This is a genomic window from Klebsiella sp. R390 (assembly GCF_051131745.1).
Taxonomy (GTDB): Bacteria; Pseudomonadota; Gammaproteobacteria; order Enterobacterales; family Enterobacteriaceae; genus Klebsiella.
The window spans coordinates 2541725-2563696 of sequence record NZ_CP180445.1 but is presented as its reverse complement, the minus strand read 5'-3'; the positions used below and the strand labels follow the sequence as shown (position 1 = coordinate 2563696).

General features: G+C 53.2%; 15 protein-coding genes, 4 tRNA genes, 3 rRNA genes and 1 riboswitch. Of the genes, 18 read left to right on the top strand and 4 right to left on the bottom strand.

From position 1 onward, the window contains the following. Positions 1 to 159 precede the first annotated feature (159 nt). The gene (gene oxyR, locus ACMYSP_RS11915) at positions 160 to 1077 is read left to right on the top strand and encodes a DNA-binding transcriptional regulator OxyR (protein WP_123757991.1); all 918 of its coding nucleotides are present in this window, start codon (positions 160 to 162) and stop codon (positions 1075 to 1077) included. Here the strand turns inward: oxyR and sthA are convergent. Further along, entirely contained in the window at positions 1060 to 2460 is a 1401-nt protein-coding gene (sthA, locus tag ACMYSP_RS11910; RefSeq protein WP_434586923.1) for a Si-specific NAD(P)(+) transhydrogenase, read from the bottom strand. The two genes, oxyR and sthA, sit on opposite strands and share 18 nt — an antisense overlap. A 196-nt stretch (positions 2461 to 2656) precedes the next feature. On the opposite strand from sthA, the gene fabR reads away from it, so the two are divergent. Next, the gene (fabR, locus tag ACMYSP_RS11905) at positions 2657 to 3292 is read left to right on the top strand and encodes an HTH-type transcriptional repressor FabR (RefSeq protein ID WP_123757989.1); all 636 of its coding nucleotides are present in this window, start codon (positions 2657 to 2659) and stop codon (positions 3290 to 3292) included. Positions 3293 to 3307: 15 nt separating this feature from the next. After that, positions 3308 to 3667 (top strand): YijD family membrane protein, encoded by a 360-nt coding sequence (locus ACMYSP_RS11900; protein WP_434586922.1) that lies wholly within the window; start codon positions 3308 to 3310, stop codon positions 3665 to 3667. A 60-nt stretch (positions 3668 to 3727) separates the two neighbouring features. Here ACMYSP_RS11900 and trmA read toward each other — a convergent pair whose 3' ends face one another. Then, on the bottom strand, positions 3728 to 4828 hold the full coding sequence (gene trmA, locus ACMYSP_RS11895) for a tRNA (uridine(54)-C5)-methyltransferase TrmA (protein WP_434586921.1): 1101 nt from the start codon (positions 4826 to 4828) through the stop codon (positions 3728 to 3730). A 115-nt stretch (positions 4829 to 4943) separates the two neighbouring features. Beyond that, a riboswitch (cobalamin riboswitch) is annotated at positions 4944 to 5123 on the top strand. A 67-nt stretch (positions 5124 to 5190) separates the two neighbouring features. On the opposite strand from trmA, the gene btuB reads away from it, so the two are divergent. From btuB to ACMYSP_RS11850, 9 genes are all read left to right on the top strand, one after another. After that, positions 5191 to 7059: a TonB-dependent vitamin B12 receptor BtuB gene (gene btuB, locus ACMYSP_RS11890; protein WP_434586920.1), complete on the top strand. Its 1869-nt coding sequence runs from the start codon at positions 5191 to 5193 to the stop codon at positions 7057 to 7059. Beyond that, on the top strand, positions 7004 to 7855 hold the full coding sequence (gene murI / locus ACMYSP_RS11885) for a glutamate racemase (RefSeq protein ID WP_187042261.1): 852 nt from the start codon (positions 7004 to 7006) through the stop codon (positions 7853 to 7855). The genes btuB and murI overlap by 56 nt, the downstream gene beginning before the upstream one ends. Before the next feature lie 380 nt (positions 7856 to 8235). Then, positions 8236 to 9779: ribosomal RNA gene (locus ACMYSP_RS11880) — 16S ribosomal RNA — on the top strand. A 70-nt stretch (positions 9780 to 9849) separates the two neighbouring features. Then, a tRNA-Ile gene (locus tag ACMYSP_RS11875) sits at positions 9850 to 9926 on the top strand. A gap of 109 nt (positions 9927 to 10035) precedes the next feature. After that, positions 10036 to 10111: transfer RNA gene (locus tag ACMYSP_RS11870), tRNA-Ala, on the top strand. 206 nt (positions 10112 to 10317) lie between these two features. Next, positions 10318 to 13221: ribosomal RNA gene (locus ACMYSP_RS11865) — 23S ribosomal RNA — on the top strand. Positions 13222 to 13314: 93 nt separating this feature from the next. Then, positions 13315 to 13430 (top strand): 5S ribosomal RNA (rrf, locus tag ACMYSP_RS11860). Together the 16S, 23S and 5S rRNA genes with 4 tRNA genes alongside form the textbook arrangement of a ribosomal RNA operon. Before the next feature lie 55 nt (positions 13431 to 13485). Continuing rightward, positions 13486 to 13562 (top strand) — tRNA-Asp (locus tag ACMYSP_RS11855). A gap of 50 nt (positions 13563 to 13612) precedes the next feature. Beyond that, positions 13613 to 13688, top strand: a tRNA-Trp gene (locus ACMYSP_RS11850). 98 nt (positions 13689 to 13786) lie between these two features. Here the strand turns inward: ACMYSP_RS11850 and hdfR are convergent. Then, a complete protein-coding gene (hdfR, locus tag ACMYSP_RS11845; protein WP_434586919.1) occupies positions 13787 to 14608 on the bottom strand; it encodes an HTH-type transcriptional regulator HdfR in 822 nt (273 codons plus the stop codon). 118 nt (positions 14609 to 14726) lie between these two features. Here hdfR and ACMYSP_RS11840 point away from each other — a divergent pair, with 118 nt between their 5' ends. Beyond that, positions 14727 to 15065 carry a DUF413 domain-containing protein gene (locus tag ACMYSP_RS11840; RefSeq protein ID WP_004869479.1) on the top strand — a complete coding sequence of 113 codons (339 nt, stop codon included), beginning with the start codon at positions 14727 to 14729 and terminating at the stop codon, positions 15063 to 15065. Positions 15066 to 15089: 24 nt separating this feature from the next. Here ACMYSP_RS11840 and ACMYSP_RS11835 read toward each other — a convergent pair whose 3' ends face one another. After that, the gene (locus ACMYSP_RS11835; protein WP_434586917.1) at positions 15090 to 16610 is read right to left on the bottom strand and encodes a YifB family Mg chelatase-like AAA ATPase; all 1521 of its coding nucleotides are present in this window, start codon (positions 16608 to 16610) and stop codon (positions 15090 to 15092) included. A 364-nt stretch (positions 16611 to 16974) separates the two neighbouring features. On the opposite strand from ACMYSP_RS11835, the gene ilvL reads away from it, so the two are divergent. From ilvL to ilvD, 5 genes are all read left to right on the top strand, one after another. After that, positions 16975 to 17073, top strand: coding sequence for an ilv operon leader peptide (gene ilvL / locus ACMYSP_RS11830; protein WP_001311244.1), 99 nt, complete (start codon positions 16975 to 16977; stop codon positions 17071 to 17073). Positions 17074 to 17213: 140 nt separating this feature from the next. Further along, positions 17214 to 18860, top strand: coding sequence for an acetolactate synthase 2 catalytic subunit (gene ilvG, locus ACMYSP_RS11825; RefSeq protein ID WP_434586916.1), 1647 nt, complete (start codon positions 17214 to 17216; stop codon positions 18858 to 18860). Next, positions 18857 to 19114, top strand: coding sequence for an acetolactate synthase 2 small subunit (gene ilvM, locus ACMYSP_RS11820; protein ID WP_123758140.1), 258 nt, complete (start codon positions 18857 to 18859; stop codon positions 19112 to 19114). The genes ilvG and ilvM overlap by 4 nt, the downstream gene beginning before the upstream one ends. 16 nt (positions 19115 to 19130) lie before the next feature. Next, the gene (ilvE, locus tag ACMYSP_RS11815) at positions 19131 to 20060 is read left to right on the top strand and encodes a branched-chain-amino-acid transaminase (RefSeq protein ID WP_434586915.1); all 930 of its coding nucleotides are present in this window, start codon (positions 19131 to 19133) and stop codon (positions 20058 to 20060) included. A 61-nt stretch (positions 20061 to 20121) separates the two neighbouring features. After that, positions 20122 to 21972, top strand: a complete 1851-nt coding sequence (ilvD, locus tag ACMYSP_RS11810; protein WP_434586914.1) for a dihydroxy-acid dehydratase — start codon at positions 20122 to 20124, stop codon at positions 21970 to 21972.

Below are 21972 nucleotides of genomic sequence, written 5' to 3'. Positions count from 1 at the left end.
CTTTAGTTGTTCGGTCAGGGAATAGGGTGAGGCCATCGTGGATTTTCTGACGTCGGCCTCGTTTCTGGGCTTATTATTGAACAGAAAACTTGATAGGGATAATCGTTCGTTGCTATGCTATCTATCGCCATGAACTATCATGGCGACGGAGGATGAATAATGAATATTCGCGATCTTGAATACCTGGTTGCGCTAGCCGAGCACCGCCATTTTCGGCGCGCGGCGGACTCCTGCCACGTCAGCCAACCCACGCTGAGCGGACAAATCCGCAAGCTGGAGGATGAACTTGGGGTCATGTTGCTGGAGCGCACCAGCCGTAAGGTTCTGTTTACCCAGGCCGGACTGTTGCTGGTGGATCAGGCGCGTACCGTGTTACGCGAAGTCAAAGTGCTCAAGGAAATGGCAAGTCAACAAGGTGAGACCATGTCCGGGCCGCTGCATATTGGCCTGATTCCGACCATTGGCCCTTATCTGTTGCCACAAATAATACCGATGCTGCACCAGACTTTTCCAAAACTGGAAATGTATCTGCATGAAGCACAAACCCATCAACTGCTGGCTCAGCTTGACAGCGGTAAGCTGGACTGCGCGATCCTCGCGCTGGTGAAAGAGAGCGAGGCCTTTATTGAGGTCCCGCTATTTGATGAGCCAATGATGCTGGCGATCTACGAAGATCACCCGTGGGCAAATCGCGATCGCGTGCCGATGTCTGATTTGGCCGGGGAAAAGCTGCTGATGCTGGAAGATGGCCACTGCCTGCGCGATCAGGCAATGGGCTTCTGTTTTGAGGCCGGTGCGGATGAAGATACCCATTTCCGCGCAACCAGTCTTGAAACGCTGCGCAATATGGTGGCTGCAGGTAGCGGTATCACGCTGCTGCCGGCGTTAGCGGTACCGCAGGAGAGAAAGCGCGATGGCGTGGTCTATATTCCGTGCATTAAGCCGGAACCAAGACGCACCATCGGTCTGGTGTATCGTCCCGGTTCACCGCTGCGTAGTCGCTATGAGCATCTGGCAGAGGCCATCCGCGGCACTATGGATGGCCATTTCGACAAAGCGTTAAAACAGGCGGTTTAAGCCATTTAACGCGGCAACCCGATAGGCTTCCGCCATGGTCGGGTAGTTAAAGGTGGTGTTGACGAAGTACTCAATGGTGTTGCCACCACCTTTCTGCTCCATAATCGCCTGGCCGATATGAATAATCTCGGCCGCGCGTTCACCAAAGCAATGAATGCCCAGGATCTCTTTCGTTTCACGATGGAACAGGATCTTCAGGGTTCCCACGCTCATGCCGACGATTTGCGCGCGTGCCAGGTGTTTAAACTGCGCACGGCCGACTTCATATGGCACTTTCATGGCCGTCAGCTGTTGCTCGGTTTTACCCACGGAGCTGATTTCCGGAATGGTGTAGATACCGGTCGGAATATCTTCGATCAGGTGGGCAGACGCCTCGCCTTTAATCAGCGCCTGCGCGGCGATGCGGCCTTGATCGTAGGCGGCGGACGCCAGGCTCGGATAGCCGATAACGTCACCAACGGCATAGATATGCGGCAGCGCCGTCTGGTACATGCTGTTCACTTTGATCTGGCCGCGGCTATCGGTTTTCAGGCCGATATTTTCCAGCGCCAGGGAATCGGTATTACCGGTACGGCCGTTGGCGTACAGCAGGCAGTCGGCTTTCAGTTTTTTGCCCGACTTCAAATGCATGATCACGCCGTCATCGACGGCTTCAATTTTCTCATACTCTTCGTTGTGGCGAATCACCACACCGCTGTTCCAGAAGTGATAGGAGAGGGAGTCGGACATCTCCTGATCGAGGAACGCCAGCAGACGGTCGCGGGTGTTGATCAGGTCGACCTTCACCTCCATGCCGCGGAAAATCGACGCATATTCGCAACCAATAACCCCGGCGCCGTAGATGATCACGTGGCGTGGCTCATGCTGCAGGCTGAGAATTGAATCGCTGTCGTAGACGCGGGGATGGGAAAAATCGACATCGGCAGGATGGTAAGGGCGTGAGCCGCAGGCGATGACGAATTTTTCCGCGGTGATGGTCTCGACGGTACCATCGTGACATTCCAGCGCGAGGGTGTGCTCATCAACAAAGTGAGCGTTGCCCTGCAAAATTTCGCAGTGGTTGCGCTCATAGAAGCCCTGACGCATATGGGTTTGTTGATTAATCACGCTGTCGGCATGGTTAAGAATGTCGGCAAAAGAAGAACGAAGAAGGCGGGAGTGGTCACTGTAGAGAGGGTTTTGGTTAAACTCGATAATACGACTGACGGCATGGCGGAGCGCTTTTGACGGGATTGTCCCCCAGTGGGTACAGCCGCCGCCGACGTTATGATAGCGCTCGATAACGGCGACGCGCGCTCCCTGTTTAACCAGTCCCATGGCGGCACCTTCACCGCCAGGGCCGGACCCAATCACGATTGCATCATAATCCCAAGAGTGTGACATGGCATTACTCACCTGTTTTATACATAAAATAAACACGATGATAACATTCGCCGGGCTTTAACCCAATTATCGTTGTGCTTTTTTGCGGCATAAAAGCAGAATCGGCTCGTAAACAATCATTCACAAAGCAGTGTAAACCGATTAGTTTTAATCTCTGGTATAGTGCCAGCAGGGCTATTGGAAGGATTCAGACATCGTGATGGGCGTAAGAGCGCTACAAAAAGAGAAAACCCGGCGTTCGCTGGTAGAAGCGGCATTCAGCCAGCTTAGCGCTGAGCGGAGTTTCGCCAGTTTGAGTTTACGTGAGGTCGCGCGCGAGGCGGGGATTGCCCCCACGTCCTTTTATCGTCATTTTCGTGATGTTGATGAGCTAGGTCTGACGATGGTCGACGAGAGTGGGCTCATGCTCCGCCAGCTGATGCGCCAGGCGCGGCAGCGTATCGCTAAAGGCGGTAGCGTGATTCGCACCTCCGTCTCCACATTTATGGAATTTATAGGCAATAACCCTAACGCCTTCCGCCTGTTGTTGCGGGAACGTTCTGGCACTTCCGCGGCGTTTCGCGCCGCTGTCGCACGCGAAATTCAACATTTCATCGCGGAACTTGCCGATTATTTAGAAATCGAAAACCACATGCCACGCGCCTTTACCGAAGCGCAGGCTGAAGCTATGGTCACCATCGTGTTTAGTGCCGGCGCAGAAGCGCTGGATGTCGGTGTTGAACAACGTCGGCAGCTGGAAGAACGACTGGTACTGCAGCTCAGAATGATCTCGAAAGGGGCGTACTATTGGTATCGCCGCGAACAAGAAAAAATGTCACATCATTCCGAATAACGTGAAGGACGAGCAATGAAACACTCAGTTCAAGATAAAGGTACGTTGTTGCTGGCGCTGATCGCTGGCTTGTCCATTAATGGAACCTTCGCAGCCCTGTTCAGCTCGATTGTTCCCTTTTCCATCTTCCCGATTCTGGCGTTACTGCTGACGGTGTACTGTCTGCACCAGCGCTATCAGAATCGCAGCATGCCCGTGGGGCTGCCGGGCCTGGCGGCCGCCTGTTTTATTCTGGGCGTTCTGCTGTACAGCACCGTGGTGCGTGCGGAGTATCCGGATATCGGGTCTAACTTCTTCCCGGCGGTGCTGTCGGTGATCACCGTGTTCTGGATTGGCTACCGGATCCGCAACCGTAAGGACACGGCGGCAGAGTAATCCGGTTGTCTGACTCACCCGGCAAACATCGCGTTGCCGGGTTCATTTCTTGCTTCTTATTTACTTCTTCGTTAACAGCACGCCGCATTCCATATGATGGGTATACGGGAACTGATCGAACAGCGCCAGGCGTGTGACGTCGTGAGTCTGGCTTAAGGTTTCCAGATTCTGGCACAGGGTTTCCGGGTTGCAGGAGATATACAGGATCCGTGGATATGCCTGCACCATTTTCTCCGTTTCACTGTCCAGGCCGCTGCGCGGCGGGTCGACAAAAATGGTCTCGCATTGATAGCTTTGCAGGTCGATACCCTGCAGGCGATTAAACTGCCGCACGCCGTTCATGGCCTGAGTAAACTCTTCTGCCGCCATCCGGATAATCTGCACGTTATCAATATGGTTAGCCGCGATGTTGTACTGTGCCGCCGCGACGGACGGTTTGGCAATCTCCGTTGCCAGTACGCGCTCAAAATTGCGCGCCAGCGCCAGCGAGAAGTTACCGTTGCCGCAGTACAGCTCCAGTAAATCCCCCGTAGACCCTTTGGTGGCATCCAGCGCCCATTCCAGCATCTGAATATTCATGGCGGCGTTCGGTTGGGTGAAGCTGTTCTCGACCTGACGGTAGATCATCTCCCGACCGGCAACCGGCAAACGCTCATCTATATAGTCCTGATCGAGTTCGATTTTGGTTTTAGTAGCCCGGCCAATCAGGTGCACGTTGAGGTTTTGTGCGCGCAACGCATCGCGCAGGGCGGTGGCCTGCTGGCGCCACTCGTCATCGAGTTTTTTGTGGTACAGCAGCGATACCACGGCCTGGTTGCTCATCGTGGTCAGGTAGTCGACCTGGAACAGCTTATGGCGCAAAACCGGGTTGTTGCGCACACCGTCGAGGATGGCGGTCATCAGCTGATTGATAAGCTCGCTGGCTGCCGGGAAGCTATCAACGCGAATGCGGGATTTAGTCTGTTGATCAAACATGATGTGGTACAGGTCATCGCCATCGTGCCACAGACGAAACTCAGCACGCATTCGATAATGACTGACCGGTGAACGAAACACCTCCGGAACCGGCGCGGCAAAAGGCACCATCATTTTTTGCAGACGGACGACTTTCTCTGCCAGCTGCGCTTCATACTGTTCGGTCGGAAGATGTTCGGGGGTCATGATGCATCCTGAATAAAATAATTACGCGGGGATTGTAGGGAAAGCGCAGGGGATGTCCAGCCCGGATAAGGTTTCAAATATAATTATAGAAGTCTGGACATCTATATGTTTCTAATTATAGCATTGTGTAACCGGTCCTGTGAGTTAAAAGGGAATCCAGTGTAAATCTGGGGCTGACGCGCAGCGGTAAGGAAGGTGGGATGAACGCATTATGCAGACACTGCCGATAGTTGGTGGGAAGTCTTCATCCATAACACACCCCAAGCCCGAAGACCTGCCGGAATACGTCGCATTTGGTTTCTATCATCGCGTGCTACTGATGAAGCCAGCGGCATCCTTTATATGTTACGGATGCTTTTACAATGATTAAAAAAGCTTCGCTGATGACGGCACTCTCCGTCACGGCATTTTCTGGCTGGGCGCAAGACAGCAATTCAGATACGTTAGTGGTGACAGCAAATCGTTTTCAACAGCCGGTCAATACGGTGCTTGCACCGACTGATGTGGTGACCCGGGAAGATATCGATCGCTGGCAGGCCAAGGATTTAAACGACGTCATGCGTCGACTGCCTGGGGTCGATGTTGCCCAGAATGGCGGAATGGGGCAGAGCTCGTCGCTGTTCATTCGCGGTACGGAAGCCAAACAGGTGCTGGTGCTGATCGATGGCGTTCCTACGCCTCGCCCTGGCATCACCAATAACCCCGATCTCAATCAAATACCGCTCTCGCTGGTGCAACGGGTAGAGTATATCCGTGGTCCGCGCTCCGCGATTTATGGTTCTGGCGCAATGGGCGGGGTGATTAACGTCATTACCCACTCTGATAAAGAAGAATCTAAGATCACCGCGGGCGTCGGCTCGGAAGGCTATCAGCAATACGACGGCACGCTGCGTCATCGCTTCGGTGATACGGTCGCCACAGTGGCGGGTTCCTATGAGGGCAATAAGGGCTTCAACGTTCAGCCTGACTCCACCTGGAGCCATGACCAGGATCGCGACGGCTTCCGCAGTAAAGCGTTCTGGGGTAGCCTCGAGCATAAATTCAACGATAACTTCGACGGCTTCTTCCGCGGTCGTAGCTATACCAACAACTCCGATTACGATCTGGGAAGTGCCCCTTACAGCGCGGCGTACAGCGCAGATGAAGAACAGCTCTATAACCAGAGCTGGGATGCGGGCCTGACCTACAGCTCCGGGATCTACTCTTCGCAGCTGATTGCCAGCTACCAGAAGGTGAAAGACTACAACTACAGCAGCATCTACGGCCGTTACAATGACGGTACGACGCTCGATCGTATGACGCAGCGTAATCTGCAGTGGGGCAATAATCTTATTGTCGGTCATGGCTCGGTGAGTGCCGGCGTGGACTGGCAGCAGCAGCGACTGACCTCGTCGGACACGGTGATATCGGATACCTATAAACGTGATAACACGGGTCTGTATCTGACCGGGCAACAGCAGTTTGGCGATGTGACGCTCGAGGCCTCCGGCCGCGAGGATCACGATGAGCAGTTTGGCTGGCACGGCACCTGGCAAACTACCGCTGGTTGGGAGTTTGTGGAGAACTATCGCGTTACCCTCGGCTACGGCACCGGCTTCCTCGCACCTTCTTTGGGGCAACAGTTCGGTTCCGCCCGTTTTGGTATCAACTCGAACCCGAACCTGAAGCCTGAAGAGTCTAAGCAGTGGGAAGCCGGGCTTGAAGGTCTTACCGGCCCGCTGGACTGGCGACTGTCGGCGTATCATTACAAGATTTCGAATCTGATTACCTATTACTCGGATCCGGTCACCTATGACGGTGAGTATGACAATATCAATTCCGCGACCATTAAGGGTGTGGAGTGGACAGGTAATATTGATACCGGCATTTTCAGCCATCGCGTGACGTTGCAGTATGTCGATCCGCGTAATGACGATAATGGTGAAGTTCTGGCCAGACGTTCTAAACGCCAGGCTAAATATCAGCTCGACTGGACGATGTTCAAGGTCGATATGGATATCTCGTGGCAGTATTATGGTAAGCGCTACGATAACAACACGTCTCAGTACAATACGACGCAGCGAATTTTGCCAAGCTATAGCACGGTTGACGTTTCTGCCGCGTATCCGATCACCGATCGCCTGACAGTTCGTGGTAAAATAGCCAACCTGTTCGATAAAGATTACGAGACAGCTTATGGCTACCAAACTGCAGGACGAGAATACTACTTGTCTGGCAGCTACACCTTCTGATCCACGTCCCACCGTACTGGTGTTTGATTCCGGTGTCGGTGGGTTGTCGGTTTATAATGAGATTCGGCAGCTGCTGCCGGATCTGCATTACATCTACGCTTTCGATAACGTTGCTTTTCCTTACGGGGAGAAGAGTGAAGAATTTATCGTTGAACGCGTGCTCGAGATTGTCACCGCGGTTCAGCAGCGTTATCCGCTGGCGCTAGCCGTCATTGCCTGTAACACCGCCAGTACCGTTTCACTTCCCGCACTGCGTGACAAATTTGGCTTTCCCGTGGTGGGCGTGGTGCCGGCGATTAAGCCTGCGGCCCGACTCACAGCGAACGGTATCGTCGGCCTGTTAGCCACCCGCGGTACGGTCAAGCGTCCTTATACGCGTGAACTAATCAGCCGTTTTGCCAATGAATGTAAGATAGAGATGCTGGGTTCTGCGGAACTGGTTGAACTGGCAGAAGCGAAGCTGCAAGGCGAGCCGGTCCCGCTGGATGAGCTACGACGTATCCTTCGTCCCTGGCTGCGGATGTCAGAGCCGCCCGATACGGTGGTGCTGGGCTGCACGCATTTCCCGCTGTTACAGGAAGAACTGCAACAGGTATTGCCGGAAGGCACACGAATGATTGATTCCGGTGCCGCAATTGCCCGTCGTACCGTCTGGTTGCTCGAGCATGAGGCGCCAGATGCAAAATCCAGTGACCCTAATATTGCCTATTGCATGGCGCTGACCGCCGGAACCGAGCAACTTTTACCCGTTTTACAGCGTTATGGCTTTGAGACGCTGGAAAAACTGCCACTTTAAGGGCGTTTTGAACAAAAAAGAGACGGTTGAAAAGTTTTTTTAAAACAGGGCTTGTCAACGTCTCAGAACTCCCTATAATGCGCCTCCACTGACACGGAACAACGGCAAGCAAGCCGCCGGGTCAGCAGGGTTTCTCCGGAAATTCTGACAGAGAAAAGCGAAAATAAACGCTTGACTCTGAATGAGGAAAACGTATTATACGGGACCTCGAAACGGTGAGCGAAAGCCGCGTTTCAACTGCTCTTTAACAATTTATCAGACAATCTGTGTGGGCACTCAAAGTGACATGGATTCTTAACGTCCTCGGACGAAAAATGAATACCAAGTCTCTGAGTGAACACGTAATTCATTACGAAGTTTAATTCACGAGCATCAAACTTAAATTGAAGAGTTTGATCATGGCTCAGATTGAACGCTGGCGGCAGGCCTAACACATGCAAGTCGAGCGGTAGCACAGGAGAGCTTGCTCTCCGGGTGACGAGCGGCGGACGGGTGAGTAATGTCTGGGAAACTGCCTGATGGAGGGGGATAACTACTGGAAACGGTAGCTAATACCGCATAACGTCGCAAGACCAAAGTGGGGGACCTTCGGGCCTCATGCCATCAGATGTGCCCAGATGGGATTAGCTAGTAGGTGGGGTAATGGCTCACCTAGGCGACGATCCCTAGCTGGTCTGAGAGGATGACCAGCCACACTGGAACTGAGACACGGTCCAGACTCCTACGGGAGGCAGCAGTGGGGAATATTGCACAATGGGCGCAAGCCTGATGCAGCCATGCCGCGTGTATGAAGAAGGCCTTCGGGTTGTAAAGTAAGCTTCAGCGAGGAGGAAGGCATTAAGGTTAATAACCTTAGTGATTGACGTTACTCGCAGAAGAAGCACCGGCTAACTCCGTGCCAGCAGCCGCGGTAATACGGAGGGTGCAAGCGTTAATCGGAATTACTGGGCGTAAAGCGCACGCAGGCGGTTTGTTAAGTCAGATGTGAAATCCCCGGGCTCAACCTGGGAACTGCATTTGAAACTGGCAAGCTTGAGTCTTGTAGAGGGGGGTAGAATTCCAGGTGTAGCGGTGAAATGCGTAGAGATCTGGAGGAATACCGGTGGCGAAGGCGGCCCCCCTGGACAAAGACTGACGCTCAGGTGCGAAAGCGTGGGGAGCAAACAGGATTAGATACCCTGGTAGTCCACGCTGTAAACGATGTCGACTTGGAGGTTGTTCCCTTGAGGAGTGGCTTCCGGAGCTAACGCGTTAAGTCGACCGCCTGGGGAGTACGGCCGCAAGGTTAAAACTCAAATGAATTGACGGGGGCCCGCACAAGCGGTGGAGCATGTGGTTTAATTCGATGCAACGCGAAGAACCTTACCTACTCTTGACATCCAGAGAACTTAGCAGAGATGCTTTGGTGCCTTCGGGAACTCTGAGACAGGTGCTGCATGGCTGTCGTCAGCTCGTGTTGTGAAATGTTGGGTTAAGTCCCGCAACGAGCGCAACCCTTATCCTTTGTTGCCAGCGGTCCGGCCGGGAACTCAAAGGAGACTGCCAGTGATAAACTGGAGGAAGGTGGGGATGACGTCAAGTCATCATGGCCCTTACGAGTAGGGCTACACACGTGCTACAATGGCATATACAAAGAGAAGCGACCTCGCGAGAGCAAGCGGACCTCATAAAGTATGTCGTAGTCCGGATTGGAGTCTGCAACTCGACTCCATGAAGTCGGAATCGCTAGTAATCGTAGATCAGAATGCTACGGTGAATACGTTCCCGGGCCTTGTACACACCGCCCGTCACACCATGGGAGTGGGTTGCAAAAGAAGTAGGTAGCTTAACCTTCGGGAGGGCGCTTACCACTTTGTGATTCATGACTGGGGTGAAGTCGTAACAAGGTAACCGTAGGGGAACCTGCGGTTGGATCACCTCCTTACCTGAAGAACCTGCCTTTGTAGTGTCCACACAGATTGTCTGATGAAAAATAAGCAGTAAAACATCTCTGCAGGCTTGTAGCTCAGGTGGTTAGAGCGCACCCCTGATAAGGGTGAGGTCGGTGGTTCAAGTCCACTCAGGCCTACCAAATTCATCCTGATACTGCGTTGTGAAACGACTCGCATACTTCAGTATGCTTCGCCCTTCCACGCCTTGTTTCAGTCTGAATTACCGGTACGAGAGATGAGTATTACGATGGGGTTATAGCTCAGCTGGGAGAGCGCCTGCCTTGCACGCAGGAGGTCTGCGGTTCGATCCCGCATAGCTCCACCATCCTTTACTGCTGAATAACAAGAAAACTTCAGAGTGTACCTGAAAAGGTATACTGCGAAGTTTTGCTCTTTAAAAATCTGGATCAAGCTGAAAATTGAAACGACACACTGTTTCCTTTCTCCGTAATAAGGAAGGAAAAACGGTGTGTTCGAGTCTCTCAAATTTTCGCAATGCGAACTGTTTTACGAAACAGCTTCGGGTTGTGAGGTTAAGCGACTAAGCGTACACGGTGGATGCCCTGGCAGTCAGAGGCGATGAAGGACGTGCTAATCTGCGATAAGCGTCGGTAAGGTGATATGAACCGTTATAACCGGCGATTTCCGAATGGGGAAACCCAGTGTGTTTCGACACACTATCGTTAAGTGAATACATAGCTTAACGAAGCGAACCGGGGGAACTGAAACATCTAAGTACCCCGAGGAAAAGAAATCAACCGAGATTCCCCCAGTAGCGGCGAGCGAACGGGGAGGAGCCCAGAGTCTGAATCAGCGCGTGTGTTAGTGGAACGGTCTGGAAAGTCCGGCGGTACAGGGTGATAGCCCCGTACACTAAAATGCACACGTTGTGAACTCGAAGAGTAGGGCGGGACACGTGGTATCCTGTCTGAATATGGGGGACCATCCTCCAAGGCTAAATACTCCTGACTGACCGATAGTGAACCAGTACCGTGAGGGAAAGGCGAAAAGAACCCCGGCGAGGGGAGTGAAAAAGAACCTGAAACCGTGTACGTACAAGCAGTGGGAGCCTACTTGTTAGGTGACTGCGTACCTTTTGTATAATGGGTCAGCGACTTATATTCTGTAGCAAGGTTAACCGTATAGGGGAGCCGCAGGGAAACCGAGTCTTAACTGGGCGTTAAGTTGCAGGGTATAGACCCGAAACCCGGTGATCTAGCCATGGGCAGGTTGAAGGTTGGGTAACACTAACTGGAGGACCGAACCGACTAATGTTGAAAAATTAGCGGATGACTTGTGGCTGGGGGTGAAAGGCCAATCAAACCGGGAGATAGCTGGTTCTCCCCGAAAGCTATTTAGGTAGCGCCTCGTGAACTCATCTTCGGGGGTAGAGCACTGTTTCGGCTAGGGGGTCATCCCGACTTACCAACCCGATGCAAACTACGAATACCGAAGAATGTTATCACGGGAGACACACGGCGGGTGCTAACGTCCGTCGTGAAGAGGGAAACAACCCAGACCGCCAGCTAAGGTCCCAAAGTCATGGTTAAGTGGGAAACGATGTGGGAAGGCACAGACAGCCAGGATGTTGGCTTAGAAGCAGCCATCATTTAAAGAAAGCGTAATAGCTCACTGGTCGAGTCGGCCTGCGCGGAAGATGTAACGGGGCTAAACCATGCACCGAAGCTGCGGCAGCGACACTATGTGTTGTTGGGTAGGGGAGCGTTCTGTAAGCCGTTGAAGGTGGCCTGTGAGGGTTGCTGGAGGTATCAGAAGTGCGAATGCTGACATAAGTAACGATAAAGCGGGTGAAAAGCCCGCTCGCCGGAAGACCAAGGGTTCCTGTCCAACGTTAATCGGGGCAGGGTGAGTCGACCCCTAAGGCGAGGCCGAAAGGCGTAGTCGATGGGAAACAGGTTAATATTCCTGTACTCGGTGTTACTGCGAAGGGGGGACGGAGAAGGCTATGTTAGCCGGGCGACGGTTGTCCCGGTTTAAGCATGTAGGCGGGAAGTTTAGGTAAATCCGGACTTCTTTTAACGCTGAGGTGTGATGACGAGGCACTACGGTGCTGAAGTAACAAATGCCCTGCTTCCAGGAAAAGCCTCTAAGCATCAGGTAACATCAAATCGTACCCCAAACCGACACAGGTGGTCAGGTAGAGAATACCAAGGCGCTTGAGAGAACTCGGGTGAAGGAACTAGGCAAAATGGTGCCGTAACTTCGGGAGAAGGCACGCTGATGGTAAGTGAAGTGACTTGCTCATGGAGCTGAAATCAGTCGAAGATACCAGCTGGCTGCAACTGTTTATTAAAAACACAGCACTGTGCAAACACGAAAGTGGACGTATACGGTGTGACGCCTGCCCGGTGCCGGAAGGTTAATTGATGGGGTTATCCGTAAGGAGAAGCTCTTGATCGAAGCCCCGGTAAACGGCGGCCGTAACTATAACGGTCCTAAGGTAGCGAAATTCCTTGTCGGGTAAGTTCCGACCTGCACGAATGGCGTAATGATGGCCAGGCTGTCTCCACCCGAGACTCAGTGAAATTGAACTCGCTGTGAAGATGCAGTGTACCCGCGGCAAGACGGAAAGACCCCGTGAACCTTTACTATAGCTTGACACTGAACATTGAGCCTTGATGTGTAGGATAGGTGGGAGGCTTTGAAGCGTGGACGCCAGTCTGCGTGGAGCCAACCTTGAAATACCACCCTTTAATGTTTGATGTTCTAACGTAGACCCGTGATCCGGGTTGCGGACAGTGTCTGGTGGGTAGTTTGACTGGGGCGGTCTCCTCCCAAAGAGTAACGGAGGAGCACGAAGGTTAGCTAATCCTGGTCGGACATCAGGAGGTTAGTGCAATGGCATAAGCTAGCTTGACTGCGAGCGTGACGGCGCGAGCAGGTGCGAAAGCAGGTCATAGTGATCCGGTGGTTCTGAATGGAAGGGCCATCGCTCAACGGATAAAAGGTACTCCGGGGATAACAGGCTGATACCGCCCAAGAGTTCATATCGACGGCGGTGTTTGGCACCTCGATGTCGGCTCATCACATCCTGGGGCTGAAGTAGGTCCCAAGGGTACGGCTGTTCGCCGTTTAAAGTGGTACGCGAGCTGGGTTTAGAACGTCGTGAGACAGTTCGGTCCCTATCTGCCGTGGGCGCTGGAGAATTGAGGGGGCTGCTCCTAGTACGAGAGGACCGGAGTGGACGCATCACTGGTGTTCGGGTTGTCATGCCAATGGCATTGCCCGGTAGCTAAATGCGGAAAAGATAAGTGCTGAAAGCATCTAAGCACGAAACTTGCCCCGAGATGAGTTCTCCCTGACTCCTTGAGAGTCCTGAAGGAACGTTGAAGACGACGACGTTGATAGGTCGGGTGTGTAAGCGTAGCGATACGTTGAGCTAACCGATACTAATGAACCGTGAGGCTTAACCTTACAACGCCAAAGCTGTTTTGGTGGACAGAGAGAAGATTTTCAGCCTGATACAGATTAGTTGGGGTGCTTTTAGCATCCTGATAACAGAATTTGCCTGGCGGCGATAGCGCGGTGGTCCCACCTGACCCCATGCCGAACTCAGAAGTGAAACGCCGTAGCGCCGATGGTAGTGTGGGGTCTCCCCATGTGAGAGTAGGGAACTGCCAGGCATCAAATTAGCAGTGAAACCGGGGCAATAAGCCGGTTGTTGTAAAGAAATTCGGTGGAGCGGTAGTTCAGTCGGTTAGAATACCTGCCTGTCACGCAGGGGGTCGCGGGTTCGAGTCCCGTCCGTTCCGCCACTTATTAAAATTAAGCCTGCTACATTAGCAGGCTTAATAGTAGCAAATTTAGGGGCGTAGCTCAGTTGGTAGAGCACCGGTCTCCAAAACCGGGTGTCGCGAGTTCGAGTCTCTCCGCCCCTGCCATATATAATCCTTTGCTCAGGCAAAGGATTTTTTTTGCCTGTCGTTTGCCCTTCAAAAGATCTCCCCCACATCCTCCGTCCCTGGAGGCGTATGTTTAGTTAATCCAGTATGCTGGTTTTGAGTATCTCGCGGATCTGCGCCTGTTTATCGCTATTCTGTAGCCAGATAGCGTACAGAGGGCGCGATAGCGTTGTGCTATCCGTCACCGTATGTAGCCCGCTTTTATCCTTCACCCAGCGCGTAGGCAACCATGTGCAACCATTTAGCGCAGCCAGTTGCTGATAGGCTAACTCGGCGGAACTGGTGGTCAGCAGGGGAACGTCATCGCTACCAATCAGTCCGACTTCATTTTGTTGAAAGTCCGGACCCCATTCCAGGCGCAAATAATTCAATTCATTCTTATTTTTAAACGGCGAGGCGCAGTAGAGTGCCAGGGTAAAATTACCGAGCAACTGGCTGCTTAATTCGTCCATTTTCGGCGATTCTGTCGTGATCAGCAGATCAAGTTGCCGTTCATGTAATTGTTTAACCAGCGATTGCCGCTGCGCAATCCGCGCTTCAAATTGCAGGTTATGGGGCTCTTTGTAGAGTCTCCCCAGCCACCCGTTAAGCATGCATTCCCATAAGGATGCGCTACCGCCAATCGAGAATTCATTATGCCGGGAGGCGTTCGCAACCTCTTTTCGCGCCGCCTGCCAGGTGTTCATCAGCGTTTCGGCGTAAGGAAGCAATTTTTCTCCGGCAGATGTCAGACGGATGTTGTTGCGATGACGGGTAAAAAGGTTAACGCCAAGCTGGTTTTCCAGCTGGCGAATACGAAAGCTGACCGCTGACTGCGTCAGATAAAGCGCCTCCGCTGCTCGCCCAAAGTGGCGAGTTCTACTCACCTCAAGGAAAGTTTTGAGCAATTCCGTATCCACACTCTTCTCCGCAAAATTATTTGTCGTAATGATTTAAATCTTTTGTTTTACACTCTGTCAAGCGTAACTAATACTCCGCGCCATAAATAGCTCGGCCAAAGAATCAGGAGCGTGTAGGATGGCGGAAAGCTTTATGACGACTAATCGTTTTTTCGATAATAAACATTATCCGCGCGGGTTCTCCCGTCATGGTGATTTCACCATCAAAGAGGCACAACTGCTGGAACAGCATGGTTATGCTCTTAACGAACTGGAACTGGGTAAACGCGAACCTGTCACCGAAGATGAAAAACAGTTTGTTTCGGTATGCCGAGGTGAGCGTGAGCCAGCAACGGAAATGGAGCGCGTTTGGATTAAGTATATGGCACGCATTAAGCGGCCTAAGCGTTTTCATACTCTGTCTGGCGGTAAGCCGCAGGTTGAAGGCGCTGAAGATTACACCGAAAGCGATGATTAAGAAAAAAGGGCGAGAGCCCTTTTTTTATGTCATCAGTTTCTGCAAATGGGTCAGCATCCGTTCTATTGCCCGATAGCCAAGGGCCTCCTGCAGGTGATAGCGCTCGATACGAGGTTCATCGCCGATGTCGGCAATGGTTCGGGCAACTTTAAGTAAGCGCTGCCAGGCGCGAATCGAGAGTCCCAGCTGTGCTAATACCTGCTCCAGCCAGATCGCGTCCTGGTGGTGGAGTGGGCACCAGATTTTCATTTCACTATTTTCCAGATCGGCATTTAGTTTCTCCTGCCGGGAGAGCTGCTTTTCACGTGCCGCCAGAACTCGCTTGCGTACACTGGCGCTATCTTCTGAGACAATGTCTTCCTGGCTGAGTACGCCGGGCGGTGGCAGAGGAATTTCCAGCGATAAATCAAAACGGTCGAGGAACGGCCCTGACAGACGTCCCAGATAGCGTAAGGTTTGTTCGGGAGAAGCCCGATTATGGTGGCCCTGATAGTGCCCGGTCGGGCTAGGGTTCATCGCGGCAATAAGCTGGAAATGCGCCGGATAGTCAATTTTCGCCCGGGTCCGTGAAATGTGTATCTTTCCTGACTCAATCGGCTCGCGCAACGCATCGAGCACTCTACGTTCGAACTCCGGGAGTTCATCGAGAAATAACACCCCGTTATGGGCCAGGGAGATCTCACCAGGAATGGGGATTGATCCGCCTCCCACCATTGCCGTGAGTGAGGCACTATGATGCGGGCTGCGAAACGGTCGTTGACGCCACTGTTTCGCAGCGCGTTGAGAGCTGAACAGGCTCAGGATCGCGGCGCTCTCTAACGCCTCCTGATTGCTCAACGGTGGCAGGATACCCGGCAGCCGGCTGGCAAGCATAGTTTTTCCTGTTCCCGGAGGGCCGATCAGCAGCAGGTTATGCCCACCTGCTGCGACAATTTCCAGTGCGCGTTTCCCCTGCTGTTGCCCCATGACATCACTCAGGTCAGGAAGCTCCTGTGGAAGGGGGTCTGGCTCCGGGAGAGGGCAGGACAATGTGTGCAGGCCTTCCAGGAAAGCACACACCTCCTGTAAATGGTTGGCGACAAGGCATTCGCTACCTTCAATGAGCCCCACCTCTGCAGCGTTATCCTCGGCAACGACAATCTGCCGCCCGGCTTTTATCGCCTCCATTGCGCTGGAGATTGCCCCAGGAACGCCACGTAGCGCCCCTGTAAGCGCGAGTTCACCGATAAACTCGTATTGATTCAGCCTGGTGGTATTAAGCTGCTCCGATGCCACCAGAAGCGCGAGAGCGATAGGCAAATCGTACCGGCCGCCTTCTTTTGGCAGATCGGCCGGAGCCAGGTTAATGGTGATCTTTTTGGCCGGGAACGTATAGCCGCTGTTAATGATCGCGCTGCGTACCCGGTCCCGCGCCTCTTTCACCGTGGTTTCAGGAAGACCCACCATGGTCAACCCGGGAAGCCCATTACTGATATGTATTTCGATAGTAATAAGCGGGGCGCTGATACCAAAAGCAGCCCGTGTGTAAACGATCGCGAGTGACATAATGCCTCCTGAGAGCCGGCATTATGTCGACTGAAAAAGTATTGGTAACCTGGAATAAGTACGTTTTAAGCGACTTATTCCAGCTATTTTGCCGAATATCGTTACATTTCATTCAATATGGAATGGGCTACGCGGGTGGACATTATGGCGATGGGCACTTCAGAGAGAAATCATCACGTCGTCATAAAAGATGGCAATAAATTGAATTTTTTTCACTTTATACTTTTCTTATTAAAAACAATTGTTTTACCTAAAATTGTTAGCCTGATCAGAAAGTGAGGCATAAAAAATTCTTGTGTTTGATGTGATGACTGTGATAACTCTTTAGGTATTCCTTCGAACAAGAAGCCAGAAAGAACAGAAAATGACAGCCCTTCTACGAGTGATTAGCCTGGTCGTGATTAGCGTGGTGGTGATTATTATCCCACCGTGCGGGGCTGCACTTGGACGAGGAAAGGCTTAGTAATCAAGCCTTAACGAACTAAGACCCCCGCACCGAAAGGTCCGGGGGTTTTTTTATAACTTAAAAATGATGAGTGAGGAGCAGATAATGACTAACAGCATAAAATTCTGTTTCTTCCGATCTATGACGGGGAAGTAACTATGAACGGGGCACAGTGGGTAGTACATGCTTTGCGAACACAGGGAGTCGACACAGTTTTTGGCTATCCAGGTGGCGCGATTATGCCGGTTTACGATGCATTGTATGACGGCGGCGTGGAACACCTGTTGTGCCGGCATGAACAAGGCGCGGCCATGGCTGCAATTGGTTATGCCCGTGCTACCGGTAAAACTGGCGTTTGCATCGCGACATCAGGCCCAGGTGCGACGAACCTGATTACCGGTCTGGCAGACGCGTTACTGGACTCTATCCCCGTCGTAGCCATCACCGGCCAGGTTGCCGCGCCGTTTATCGGCACGGACGCTTTCCAGGAAGTGGATGTTCTGGGACTGTCTCTGGCCTGTACCAAACATAGTTTCCTGGTGCAGTCTCTGGAGGAGCTGCCGCGGGTGATCGCCGAGGCTTTCCAGGTCGCCAACGCAGGCCGTCCTGGCCCGGTTCTGGTTGATATCCCAAAAGATATTCAACTGGCAAAAGGCGAACTCGATCCCTGGTTCTCTACCGTCGATGATGATATCGCCTTCCCTCACGCCGAAGTTGAACAGGCTCTGCAGATGCTGGCTACCGCGCAAAAACCGATGCTGTACGTCGGCGGCGGTGTCGGTATGGCGCAGGCGGTTCCCGCTCTGCGCGACTTTATCGGCGCCACGCAAATGCCGGTGACCTGTACGCTGAAAGGCCTGGGCGCCGTTGACGCGGAATATCCGTACTACCTCGGAATGCTGGGGATGCACGGGACCAAAGCGGCCAATCTGGCGGTACAAGAGTGCGATCTGTTGATTGCTGTCGGTGCACGATTCGATGACCGCGTCACCGGGAAGCTGAACACTTTTGCTCCGCATGCGAAAGTCATCCATCTGGATATCGACCCGGCGGAACTGAACAAGCTGCGTCAGGCTCACGTCGCGGTGACGGGCGATCTGAATATGCTGCTGCCAGCGTTACAACGGCCATTGGCGATTGATGCCTGGCGTCAGCATAACCAGGCGCTGCGTGCCGAGCACGCCTGGCGCTACGACCACCCTGGTGACGGGATTTACGCGCCGCTGCTGCTCAAACAACTGTCCGATCGTAAACCGGCCGACAGCATCGTAACCACAGACGTCGGCCAGCATCAGATGTGGTCAGCGCAGCACATGACCTACACTCGTCCGGAGAACTTTATCACTTCCAGTGGCTTAGGCACGATGGGCTTTGGCCTTCCAGCCGCGGTAGGGGCACAGGTTGCGCGGCCGAACGATACGGTTATCTGCGTCTCCGGTGACGGCTCCTTCATGATGAACGTTCAGGAACTGGGCACTGTGAAGCGTAAACAGCTGCCGTTGAAAATTCTGTTGCTGGATAACCAACGTTTAGGGATGGTTCGCCAGTGGCAGCAGCTGTTCTTCGAAGAGCGCTATAGTGAAACGACTCTGACCGATAACCCCGATTTCGTCACGCTGGCCAGCGCCTTCGGCATTCCAGGCCAGCACATCACCCGTAAAGACCAGGTTGAAGCGGCTCTCGACACCATGCTTTCGAGCCAGGGGCCATACCTGCTTCATGTCTCAATTGATGAACTTGAGAATGTCTGGCCGTTGGTACCGCCCGGTGCCAGTAATGCAGAAATGCTGGAGAAATTATCATGATGCAACATCAGGTCGCTTTACAGGCTCGCTTTAACCCGGAAACCTTAGAACGTGTGCTGCGCGTGGTACGCCACCGTGGTTTTCAGGTTTGTTCCATGAATATGGAAACCGCCGCAGACGCCAGCAACATAAATATCGAATTGACCGTTGCCAGCCAGCGTCCCGTCGAATTACTGTTTAGTCAATTAAGTAAGCTGGTCGACGTCGCCTGTGTCGAGATCCAGCAACCAACATCACAACAAATCCGCGCCTGAGCGCAAGGGAAGAAAAATGACGACGAAAAAAGCTGATTACATTTGGTTCAATGGCGAGATGGTTCCGTGGGGCGAAGCCAAGGTTCATGTGATGTCCCATGCGCTTCACTACGGTACTTCTGTATTCGAAGGCATCCGTTGCTACGACTCGCACAAAGGACCAGTGGTGTTTCGCCATCGCGAACATATGCAGCGTCTGCATGATTCAGCCAAAATTTACCGTTTCCCGGTCTCTCAAAGCATTGATGAGCTGATGGAAGCCTGCCGTGAAGTGATCCGTAAAAACGGCCTGACCAGCGCTTATATCCGCCCGTTGATTTTTGTTGGCGATGTGGGCATGGGCGTGAACCCGCCGGCGGGATACAGCACTGACGTGATCATCGCGGCGTTCCCGTGGGGAGCTTATCTTGGCGCAGAAGCGCTGGATCAGGGGATCGATGCGATGGTTTCTTCCTGGAACCGTGTCGCGCCAAACACCATTCCTACTGCCGCGAAAGCCGGTGGTAACTATTTGTCCTCGCTGCTGGTTGGCAGTGAAGCCCGTCGTCATGGCTATCAGGAAGGGATCGCCCTCGATGTGAACGGCTATATCTCCGAAGGCGCGGGTGAAAACCTGTTTGAAGTGAAAGACGGCATTCTGTTCACGCCTCCGTTCACCTCTTCCGCACTGCCGGGCATTACCCGTGACGCTATTATCAAGCTGGCAAAAGACCTGGATATCGAAGTCCGCGAGCAGGTGCTGTCCCGCGAATCGCTGTATCTGGCAGATGAAGTCTTCATGTCGGGCACGGCGGCAGAAATTACGCCGGTGCGTAGCGTTGATGGCATCCAGGTTGGCGAAGGCCGTTGCGGCCCGGTGACCAAACGTATTCAGCAAGCATTCTTTGGCCTCTTCACCGGTGAAACCGAGGATAAATGGGGCTGGTTGGATCAGGTTAACCAATAAGCATAAAAAGATGGGGCGACACGCAGCGCCCCATTTCACAGAAACTGGGAGTAACTAAAGCATGCCTAAGTACCGTTCCGCCACCACCACTCATGGCCGTAATATGGCGGGTGCCCGCGCGCTGTGGCGCGCAACCGGGATGACAGATGCCGATTTCGGTAAGCCGATTATCGCCGTTGTTAACTCCTTTACCCAGTTTGTTCCGGGTCACGTACACCTGCGCGATCTGGGTAAGCTGGTTGCAGAGCAAATTGAAGCCTCAGGCGGCGTTGCAAAAGAATTCAACACCATCGCAGTAGATGATGGGATCGCCATGGGCCATGGAGGTATGCTTTATTCACTGCCATCCCGTGAACTGATTGCCGACTCGGTGGAGTACATGGTCAACGCGCACTGCGCTGATGCTATGGTCTGTATTTCCAACTGTGACAAAATCACCCCGGGGATGCTGATGGCATCCCTGCGCCTCAATATTCCGGTTATTTTCGTCTCCGGTGGCCCAATGGAAGCCGGGAAAACCAAGCTTTCTGACAAGATCATCAAGCTCGATCTGGTTGATGCAATGATCCAGGGGGCTGACCCGAAAGTCTCCGACGAGCAGAGTGAACAGGTTGAACGTTCCGCCTGTCCGACCTGCGGATCCTGCTCGGGGATGTTTACCGCCAACTCGATGAACTGCCTGACCGAAGCGCTGGGTCTGTCGCAGCCGGGCAACGGTTCCTTGCTGGCAACGCACGCCGACCGTAAGCAGCTGTTCCTCAACGCGGGACAACGCATCGTCGAGCTGACCAAACGCTACTATGAACAGGATGACGAATCCGCGCTGCCGCGTAATGTCGCCTGTAAAGCGGCATTTGAAAACGCCATGACCCTGGATATCGCCATGGGCGGTTCCACCAATACCGTACTGCACCTGCTGGCGGCAGCGCAGGAAGCAGAAATCGACTTCACGATGAGTGATATCGACAAGCTTTCACGCAAGGTGCCACAGCTGTGTAAAGTGGCGCCGAGCACGCAGAAATACCATATGGAAGATGTTCACCGCGCGGGTGGCGTGCTGGGTATTCTCGGCGAGCTGGATCGCGCCGGGCTGTTGAACCGTGACGTGAAAAACGTCTTAGGCCTGACTCTGCCGCAAACGCTCGATCAATACGATGTCATGCTGACCAAAGACGACGCGGTGAAAAAAATGTTCCGCGCGGGCCCGGCCGGTATTCGTACCACTCAGGCGTTCTCGCAGGATTGTCGCTGGGATACCCTGGATGACGATCGCGCTGAAGGTTGCATCCGCTCACTGGAACATGCTTACAGCAAAGACGGTGGCCTGGCGGTACTGTACGGTAACTTCGCAGAGAATGGCTGTATCGTGAAAACGGCCGGCGTGGATGACAGCATTCTGAAGTTCACCGGGCCTGCCAAAGTCTACGAAAGCCAGGATGATGCCGTTGAGGCGATCCTCGGTGGCAAAGTGGTAGCCGGTGACGTCGTGGTTATTCGCTATGAAGGGCCGAAAGGTGGTCCGGGGATGCAAGAGATGCTCTACCCGACAACCTTCCTGAAATCCATGGGGCTGGGCAAAGCCTGCGCGCTGATCACCGACGGGCGTTTCTCCGGCGGCACGTCAGGCCTGTCGATTGGTCACGTCTCGCCGGAAGCGGCCAGCGGCGGCAATATCGCGATTATCGAAGATGGCGATATGATTGCCATTGATATTCCAAACCGTGGGATCCAGCTGCAGTTGAGCGATGCCGAGATTGCTGCACGTCGTGAAGCACAAGAGGCTCGTGGCGATCGGGCGTGGACCCCGAAATCCCGTGAACGTCAGGTCTCTTTTGCACTTCGCGCCTATGCCAGCCTGGCAACCAGCGCCGATAAGGGCGCGGTACGCGATAAATCCAAACTTGGGGGTTAA

What these genes read in the sequence shown, in the direction of transcription:
- oxyR (WP_123757991.1), top strand. Translation starts at nt 160, where the DNA reads ATGAATATTCGCGATCTTGAATACCTGGTTGCGCTAGCCGAGCACCGC.
- sthA (WP_434586923.1), bottom strand. Translation starts at nt 2,460, where the DNA reads ATGTCACACTCTTGGGATTATGATGCAATCGTGATTGGGTCCGGCCCT.
- ACMYSP_RS11900 (WP_434586922.1), top strand. Translation starts at nt 3,308, where the DNA reads ATGAAACACTCAGTTCAAGATAAAGGTACGTTGTTGCTGGCGCTGATC.
- trmA (WP_434586921.1), bottom strand. Translation starts at nt 4,828, where the DNA reads ATGACCCCCGAACATCTTCCGACCGAACAGTATGAAGCGCAGCTGGCA.
- btuB (WP_434586920.1), top strand. Translation starts at nt 5,191, where the DNA reads ATGATTAAAAAAGCTTCGCTGATGACGGCACTCTCCGTCACGGCATTT.
- murI (WP_187042261.1), top strand. Translation starts at nt 7,004, where the DNA reads ATGGCTACCAAACTGCAGGACGAGAATACTACTTGTCTGGCAGCTACA.
- ACMYSP_RS11840 (WP_004869479.1), top strand. Translation starts at nt 14,727, where the DNA reads ATGGCGGAAAGCTTTATGACGACTAATCGTTTTTTCGATAATAAACAT.
- ACMYSP_RS11835 (WP_434586917.1), bottom strand. Translation starts at nt 16,610, where the DNA reads ATGTCACTCGCGATCGTTTACACACGGGCTGCTTTTGGTATCAGCGCC.
- ilvL (WP_001311244.1), top strand. Translation starts at nt 16,975, where the DNA reads ATGACAGCCCTTCTACGAGTGATTAGCCTGGTCGTGATTAGCGTGGTG.
- ilvG (WP_434586916.1), top strand. Translation starts at nt 17,214, where the DNA reads ATGAACGGGGCACAGTGGGTAGTACATGCTTTGCGAACACAGGGAGTC.
- ilvM (WP_123758140.1), top strand. Translation starts at nt 18,857, where the DNA reads ATGATGCAACATCAGGTCGCTTTACAGGCTCGCTTTAACCCGGAAACC.
- ilvE (WP_434586915.1), top strand. Translation starts at nt 19,131, where the DNA reads ATGACGACGAAAAAAGCTGATTACATTTGGTTCAATGGCGAGATGGTT.
- ilvD (WP_434586914.1), top strand. Translation starts at nt 20,122, where the DNA reads ATGCCTAAGTACCGTTCCGCCACCACCACTCATGGCCGTAATATGGCG.